We start from the raw sequence: 4,492 nt of genomic DNA, 5'->3' as shown, positions 1-4,492 counted from the left end.
GTGCTGGTGTGGTCATGCCGCCTCGGTTTCGGGTTCGTCGGGGTCGGGCCAGTCGGGCACGGGGTAGCCCTCGGACCGCAGTTCGTCATCGACGGCGCGCTGGAGCGCGGTGATGTCCTCGGGGGTCAGCCCGTCCGGGTAGTGCGCAGTCATGGCGCGGCCCTTCCCGGTGGGGCGGTCGGGGCGGCGTGCCGGTTGACGGTGGCGAACACGGTGCTGCCGGATTCGGAAGGCATTTCTCGTTCTCCGTTGTCTGCTGGGCGGCCACGTGGGCGGATTGAGCACGAGAGGCGCTAGTGCCGTCGAGGCCGCGTGCCTACCGAGGTCGAGGCGGCCACGCCGTTCGTCGTAGGCAGGACCCCAGCGCGGGGCAGCGCGATCAGCGAGGCTGGTTCTGTTTCGGCCGGCGTGTTGTGTGAGGATCGGTGCGTGGCTGTCCCGGAGACTCACCTGCGGCAGATCGCCCGCTGGTGCGAGCAACACGTTCCTGAGCACGCCCGGCATCAGGTCCGGTTCGAGCACACCGTCCGTGGTTCGGCTGTGACGATCCTCGAAGTCCGGGCACCGTGGCGTGAGGATTTCGGACCGGACTGGACCCGGCGTCCGGTCGCGCAGCTGCGCTATGACGGCAGCCATTGGCGCCTGTATTGGCCCGACCGCAACACCCGCTGGCACCTGATCGACGACATCCCAGCCCAGACCAGCCCAGGACCACTGCTGAGCGAGATGGACGTTCCCGGCCGCGCCTTCTTTGGGTAGCAGCATCTCCGCCACCGGTACCGCCCCGCCACCGGGAGGACGGTGACGAGAGCGGGGCGAGGTCGCGGCGTGGTTGGGTGTTCATGCCGCCCAGGTCTCTAACCCGCCCGGGCCGCTCCCCGGGTTCCCGGTGTGTCGTGTCCGGCCGCCGAGGACGCGTCGGGGATGCTGGCGGTCCGTGGCGCTTGCTGAACCCGTGGACCCGTGCAGCGAGCTGCGGAAAACCAGCAGATCCTCGTGGCTGATCAGGTGTAGGGGCAGTCCGGCGTCGCGTTGTTTGCGGATGAAGTCGCGTTGAAAGAAGGACCCGCGGGGGACGAGGTCGTCGTCGCCGGCGCGGGCCAGCAGTGCGACGCAGCGTTCGACGGGGATGAGTCCGGCGTGCAGGCCGCAGGCGAGGATTTGAGAGGGCAGGTCGATGAGTTCGGCGTGTTCGCGCCAGGGGCGGATGGTGATGGCGACGTGGCCGCCGGGCCGTAGGTAGGGCACGAGTCCGGCGAGGATGCGGGTGAACCCGGCGAGCAGGCGGTGGTGGCCGATGTTGGCGAGGTTGCCGCGGTCGAGGGTGTTGCCGTAGCGGTGGTGGTACTTCTGCACACCTTCACCGGGTGCGACCGCGACCTGCCCATGTGTGGACGGCCCATACGGCGGGCTGGTCACGACGAGCGCGGCTTGTCCGAGGTATTCCGGCGGTAGGAGTGTGGCGATCTGGCGGGCGTCGCCGTGGAACACCCGCCCGTCATGCGGTGCCCCGGCAGCGAGGGCGAGGTTGGCGCGGGCGACGTCGACCCAGTGCGGTTCGTATTCGATCCCGACCGCCCGCCGCCCGGCGTGCACGGCTTCAACGAGGGTGGTGCCGATCCCGCACATCGGGTCGAGCACCAGATCCCCGGGGACGGTGTAGTGCTCGATGGCTTGTGCCGCGACGGCGGGCAGCATCTTGGCCGGATGCGCGGTCGATTCGGCAACGTAGCGGCCCTTGCGCTGTGCCGCCGGGGAGGTCTGCGCGGTGGTCCACACCGATACTGGAAGGTCCCGCACCGCGTCGTCGGCGGTGTCCCCGGTCGTGGTGTCGAGGGCGTTGATGGCAGTTTGGGGAAGCGGTTGCGTGGGCTCGTCGAGCGAGGCTCCGGCAGGGTCGGAAGCCGGGTTGGTCGCGGTGGCGGGCGGGGTGGTTGTGTCGCGGTCGTCGGCCACGGGAGTGCCTTCCTGACGCTGGTGCCTGGGGTGGTTGGGGTGCGGCGTGTGGTCGTCAGTCATCGGATGACTCCGGTGGTCTGTGCTTGCTCGGTTGCGTGCGTCGGCGGTGGTTCGTGCTCGTGTGGTTGGGCGAACGCGAGGATGTCGGAGTGGATGCGACGGTGCGGTGCGGGCAGCCCGCGCACCGCTGCCCGGTATGTGGCGCGGATGTATTCCTCGGTGGCCGGGTCGTCGGTGTCGTTGAGTTGTTCGGTGGCGAACCGGCCGCCGCGCACCGGTACGTGCAGGGCGATGATGTGTTGGAGGTAGAGCAGGTCGGCGTTCTGCGCGGCGGCCACGATGGCGCCGGTCGGGTCGATCAGCTCACCTTGGGGCCAGTGACTGTGTGTGAGTACGGCGAGGATGCCGCCGACCCGCAACATCCGGGCCGCGGCCAGCGTGACCAGATCGCCCGCACCCTCGCTACCGGACTCCGCGCGCAGGCTGGTCACGACCAGGTCCGCCTCCGCCGCAACGGTGCCGAGGTCGTCGAGCATGGTGCCGTCGCAACCCGGTAGCGACGGTGTCGTGCCGGTCACCGGAGCGCGTCCAGCATCGCCGAGGAGGTCAGCCCAGAACGGCCGTGACACCGGCTCGGTGCGGGTGTCCTCGGTCGCGAGGCGCACGACGCGACCGTGGCGGTCGAGGCTTTCGAGGGCAGCGAGTGCATCGGCCACCTCGTGGTCCGGGTCGGCTGCCGGCACGTGCTCGACCACCCCTGCTGGGCTGACCACACTCAGACCGCGACGCGCGCCTCGCGTGGACGGTGGGGTAGGCCAGGGTAGGAGCACGACTCGGTCGCCGGGGTTGCTGAACGCTCCGACGATCTGGCTGATGATGGGGGTCGGCCAGGTTTTGGTGAGGTCGATCGGGCTCTCGGCCGTCCACACTGTTGCCGGTATCGGCTGGGACGTGACTGCCGTCGAACCGCGCGAGCGCGTGCGGGTCGGGGTGGGTTTGGCGGGGCTGACCCGGGTGGTGGTTTCGGCGGTCGGGTAGGGACGCCGGTCACCTCCACGACGGGTACGTGCGGGATGGGTGGAGTCGTCACGCCGCTTCGGGCCGTGCGGCGCCGGGTGTCGGGACTGGGGCATGGGATCCTCGCAGGGCCTCATCGGGTAGCGCCACGCGGAGGCGAGACGCCGCTTTCACATCTCCACTGCGAAAACACGTCTCGTTTTTCCCGGCTCGTTATCGAATCTTAATCCCGGGGGTAATTGTTCCTTTGCTGGCTCGAGAAAGCAGATGAGGCTGAACCCGAGGCGTGAGGGCGGACGTCGCGAAATTCTGCCGGACGAGCACGTGGAGATGGTCGTGGTGATCAGGTGACGGCCGGGGTTGCCCCGCCACGGGCTATCGCCGAAACTCCACCGGGACGCCACCGCGGCGCAGTTATAGCAGGTGAATGCCTATTTTCGGCGATCATGACGCGATCTTGATCGCTCTTTGTCGATCGCCGCTGGATGATCTTGGTGGCGGCCTCCGATGATCTTCGAAGATCACCTGAGGCGGTTTTGAGGCGCTTTGGAGGCGCTTTTGAGGCGGTTTGGTGGACCAGTATTGGTGTCCTTGACGGGTCGTTTTCTTCGAGTTGACAAGGAGCCCTGGTTATGGATTCCCCTCTTATCGCGAGTTGTGTTCCTTTCGGGTCTGACTCGCTGCCGTTGGATTCCGCGCGTGTCGCATTCGACTGGCTGGTGACCGGTCCGCAACCGCTGTCGATCGAGGGCCGGCGGTTCGCGGGTCTGCCGGATCGCCGGGTGCCGTTGGACGAGTTGCGTGAGTTGCTGATGAACCCCGGCGTGCCGCTGTCGACCGTGGATGCGGTCTGGGTGCATCTGGTCGAGCGTGCCCGCGCGCAGCGGGGAGCGTGGACTGTCGCGTGTGTCGGGATGGCGTTGCCCGCGCTGTCGGCCGTCGCGTTCGCGTTGTGCAAGCCGTCGGTGAGAAACGACCACGGCGACATCCAGATCGCGATGCTGACCGGGTTCCTCACCGAGCTCGCCGAGGTGGACCTGAGCCAGCCGTGGGTGCTGCTGCGTCTGCGCAGCGCGGCCAAGCACGCCGGGCAACAAGCGATCCGCGACGCCGTGGGCGCCCCACCGCCGGTCAGCGATGAGGACTTCCACTCCAGCGCCCCCGTGCCGCCGTGGGGTCACCCGGATTTGGTCCTCGCCCGCGCGGTCGCCGAAGGCGGGATTACCGGTGACGAAGCCGAGTTGATCGGTGCGACCCGGCTGGAGGACTACACGCTGGAAGCCGCCGCGGCGGACACCGGCGTCAGCATCACTTCCCTGCACCGCGCCCGCGCGCACGCCGAAGCGCGGCTGGTCGAATGGCTGGCCGAACAAGCCCCGCACGACGACCCCGCCGACCGGTACGAACGCGACGTCGAACTCCGCGCCGTGTCCGCAGCGACCATCACCAGCGCCGCCACGCAACCCACCCCCGCGACACACCGGCGGCCACGAACAGTGACCGATGTCCCCGCGCG

General features: G+C 68.7%; 6 protein-coding genes. 3 read left to right on the top strand and 3 right to left on the bottom strand.

What is annotated here, in order from left to right:
• Nucleotides 1–12 precede the first annotated feature (12 nt).
• Entirely contained in the window at nt 13–153 is a 141-nt protein-coding gene (locus tag FNH05_RS33105) for an NADP-dependent isocitrate dehydrogenase (RefSeq protein WP_144592790.1), read from the bottom strand.
• Nucleotides 154–429: 276 nt separating this feature from the next.
• Here FNH05_RS33105 and FNH05_RS33100 point away from each other — a divergent pair, with 276 nt between their 5' ends.
• On the top strand, nt 430–759 hold the full coding sequence (locus FNH05_RS33100; RefSeq protein WP_186382859.1) for a DUF3024 domain-containing protein: 330 nt from the start codon (nt 430–432) through the stop codon (nt 757–759).
• Between the two features lie 81 nt (nt 760–840).
• Here FNH05_RS33100 and FNH05_RS33095 read toward each other — a convergent pair whose 3' ends face one another.
• Entirely contained in the window at nt 841–2,019 is a 1,179-nt protein-coding gene (locus FNH05_RS33095) for a TRM11 family SAM-dependent methyltransferase (protein WP_186382858.1), read from the bottom strand.
• Nucleotides 2,016–2,714: a hypothetical protein gene (locus FNH05_RS39595; RefSeq protein WP_246128094.1), complete on the bottom strand. Its 699-nt coding sequence runs from the start codon at nt 2,712–2,714 to the stop codon at nt 2,016–2,018. Before FNH05_RS39595 ends, FNH05_RS33095 begins: the two co-directional genes overlap by 4 nt.
• A gap of 118 nt (nt 2,715–2,832) precedes the next feature.
• Here FNH05_RS39595 and FNH05_RS39590 point away from each other — a divergent pair, with 118 nt between their 5' ends.
• Nucleotides 2,833–2,997 (top strand): hypothetical protein, encoded by a 165-nt coding sequence (locus FNH05_RS39590; RefSeq protein ID WP_246128093.1) that lies wholly within the window; start codon nt 2,833–2,835, stop codon nt 2,995–2,997.
• 665 nt (nt 2,998–3,662) lie between these two features.
• Nucleotides 3,663–4,492, top strand: an 830-nt coding sequence (locus tag FNH05_RS33085; protein WP_144592788.1) for a hypothetical protein, incomplete at its 3' end; no start/stop codon positions are given.

This window comes from Amycolatopsis rhizosphaerae (assembly GCF_007713715.1).
Taxonomy (GTDB): Bacteria; Actinomycetota; Actinomycetes; order Mycobacteriales; family Pseudonocardiaceae; genus Amycolatopsis_E; species Amycolatopsis_E rhizosphaerae.
The sequence above is the reverse complement of the archived record's forward strand: the minus strand, read 5'-3'. Positions and strand labels throughout refer to the sequence as shown.